Annotated in this window: 2 protein-coding genes; both read right to left on the bottom strand. The window is 66.1% G+C overall.

What is annotated here, in order from left to right:
* Positions 1 to 304: 304 nt before the first annotated feature.
* On the bottom strand, positions 305 to 538 hold the full coding sequence (locus tag E6P78_RS32315; RefSeq protein ID WP_136207177.1) for a hypothetical protein: 234 nt from the start codon (positions 536 to 538) through the stop codon (positions 305 to 307).
* 1526 nt (positions 539 to 2064) lie between these two features.
* Positions 2065 to 2832, bottom strand: a complete 768-nt coding sequence (locus tag E6P78_RS32305; protein ID WP_240799467.1) for a helicase associated domain-containing protein — start codon at positions 2830 to 2832, stop codon at positions 2065 to 2067.
* Between the last annotated feature and the right edge of the window lie 279 nt (positions 2833 to 3111).

Below are 3111 nucleotides of genomic sequence, written 5' to 3'. Positions count from 1 at the left end.
AAGGACATCATGCGCTGTCTCAAGCGATTCGTCGCCCGCGAGGTCTACCGCGCGCTGACCACCAAGCCCACGGAACGAATCACTCAAACCGCCCTCGCTGCTGCGGCTTGACAACCATAGGAGCATCGGGGGAACCCCATGGCGGCGACGGCGAGCAGGCAGGTCCGATGCAGTGGTCACCCCTGCAGCATGACGCGCCGCGAGACCCGGTGCTGTCGTTCTCGTGAACAAGCCAGCAGCGGGGTCGTCGAGGAGGGAACGTCCTCGACAACCCCGCCGGTCGGGCGGTTACGCGCTCTCGCCGCTACTCCCAGGGGCGGGGCAGGGCGTGCCACAGGCTCTTCATCCAGTCGGGCGGGTGGGTGAGGAGCTTGTCCACCGCCCGGCCTACGAAGGCACGCAACGCGCCCTGAACAGCTCCCTGGGCGGCCACCTGGGCCATCTGGGAGGTGAGGGCGCGGTCGGAGCTGGGCGGCTGAGGAACGGGCGGCGCCGGGTCGGGCAGCTGGACGCGCGGGGGAACATTATCCCGGGTCATGGTGCTTCCTTGAGCGTGGAGATGAAGAGGGCCGGACACCTGCGTGGTGTCGTCCGCGGGGGTGTACGCCGCGCGGTCGGCGGTCCTGCTTCGGCTCTCGTGAGCACGTCCCTGCAGTCCGGCTTCAGCCGCCGCCCAGGGTGGCGGTGTTGACGTATCCACCGTAGCGCTGGTGGGCGGATGTGCTGCCCCCGCTGCCTGCTGGGTAGTCATGAGCGCTTCCTCCATGAGTGTTCGGCCTGCGGGCGGGACGGCTCGGATACCGCTGTCTCGGTCCGGCAGGATCAGCGTCTTCACCCCATAGGCGCCAAGGCCGGTGACTGGACAGCAGAGAGCAGCCAGAAACTTTCTGAGGCATGACGAAGCCCGTGTCGACCGGTCCTTCGTCGGGGAGGGGTAAGGGGGTCAGATACCTCTGTCTGCTCGCCGGCCTCCGGCGGAATCCACATCTGCCGAGCACGTACACCACCGCGCGACGCGGCCCTGGCCTTGCTCCCGGCCTTCACCACCAGCATGTGACTTCTTGAAAATTTTAATTTTCATTCCTCAACCCCTAGTGAAATAGAAGACTCGTGATCCGTTGACTTCTAGGACCGAGAAGGAGTTTAGGGGTGATCGAAGCCGGTGCAACGCGCTGGGAAATCGAACAGATCGGTTAGTGCGTTGCAGATTTCACGGATGTGATGTCCGCTCATTGTCCGCGCAAAGTGTCCGGAAACTCCTCCGCGTGCGGACACTGTCCGGACACCTACCGGACAGTGTCCGGGCAGGTCAGAGGCAGCGCATACGACAGGCGAAGGAAATGGACCGGACAGTGTCCGGAACTTTTCCGGACAGTGCCCGGAGGGTGTCCATGCAGTTCAGCAGCGGTTCGGGTAGGGGTGGATCGTGCACAGTCCGAGAAACCTGTCCGGACAATCTCCGGACAAATCTCCGGACAGTGTCCGGACAATCCGAAACGTGTCCGGCTTGTGCGCAAGCAAAGTATTAGAGCGCCCAGCGTGCTGATTGGTAACGAAGGTCACATTCGGCGGGAGCCCGTGTGCCACTTCCGCATTCTGTGACTGAGGGCGTCTGCGAAGAATTGACATTCATTGGGCTGCACAGACTTCAGTAGTGCAGCCCAATGACAGTAGTGGCAATCATCAATCGTCAGGTGCCCTGCCAACCATGCGATCGGCCGGCCTTCGCTGTTGCGGCCCCAGTGTGGTCCCTCCATGACGTCTCGTGCCCGTCGGGCAGGAGCGCAGATCCGCCCCCAGCGGCCGTGCTCGCCCGCACAGAGCCCGGCAACCCATCCGCGTCGCCTGCTGCCACAGCTTGCTCGTAGCAGTCCTGGAATGGCTGGAGATGGGCGGACAGCTCCAGCCCGAGCTCCGTCTCCGCCGCCTCCACCCGCTCGCGTCGCCTGCACCCCGGGTCGGACAGCACAGCCGAGATGACGCCCTCCGCCTCCACGAAGGCCACGGGTGCGCGCGTGCCGCCGCATTGCGTCCTGCACGGCCGCTCTCCCTCGGGCGCGGTCATCACGCTGCTCCTTCCGTCGCCGCCCACTCCAGCCCCAAGCCGACGAGGGTGGTGAGCTGGTCCTCGCTTAGCCGGTCGCGCCTGCTCTTGTGGTTGCTCAGAAACACACCCAGGCGCACGGACGTCCCGTCGGGCAGCTCTTCGGTGTGTTGCCGACCGACAACAGTTGTCCCTTCCCGCGCGATGTACTGCCGCAGCGCCTCCACCCCCCGCTGGAATGCCTCGGAGCCCTTCCCGGCCCCAGCTTTCGCCGTACCCCGTGCGGGGGGCTTCTGTGCCCGTACAGCCGCCCGCGGCCGCACGCCCAGCTCCTCCAGCCGCCGCCGCTGCTCGGCGTTGAGCTGCGCCCAGTCCCGCGCCTGCCGGACGACCCAGCGGCCGATGTCGTCGCCCCGGTACGTCACCCCTGGCTGGACATCCTCCAGCGCGCTCCCGGCGTCCAGGAGCGCGGCCAGGCCGACGTAGCAGCGCTGCCAGTCCACCGTCCACCCGAGCAGCCGCGGGTTCCAGTCCGGATCGATCGCGGCGAGCTGCTCCGCCCGCCGCTGCGCCCGGCCGGTGTTCTTGCCGAGTCCTTCGGGTCGGCGGAGGTTGGTGAGCCATTGCCCGATGGGCTTGTCGAGGGCGGTGGCGTGCCGGGGCGCGGCCAGTGTCCCGGCCTCCGTGAAGTACGCACGCGCGGCGGCGAGGTTTTCCTCGAAGGCGGCGTCGGCGGTGTCCCACACCATGCCGAGCTCCTCCAGCTCGTCGGCACGCTCGCCGTTCATGGTCCCAGCCCGGTAGGCACGCCGCTGGTCGGTGATGATCTGCCAGTTTTTGTCGGTGGTGGTTCGGCGTTTTGATGTCAGTGGGTGAGTAGCGGGCTCTCTGCTGCTCTGTGGGTTGTTGTGGGTGGCTCGGTTGCTGTCAGGAATGCCGATTGAGGTTCCCCCGCTGTGCGGGAGGTGTTGACTAGCTGGTCAGGGCGGGGTGACGTAGTTTCAGGTTCACTTGTTCGGTCGTTGCCTGGTTGGCGTAGTGCTTCTCCTCGTACTCGATCGGGCTGA

The organism is Streptomyces sp. A0958 (genome assembly GCF_004795035.1).
Classification (GTDB): Bacteria; Actinomycetota; Actinomycetes; order Streptomycetales; family Streptomycetaceae; genus Streptomyces.
Note: the sequence above shows the minus strand (reverse complement) of the source record. Positions and strands in the feature narration are given on the sequence as shown.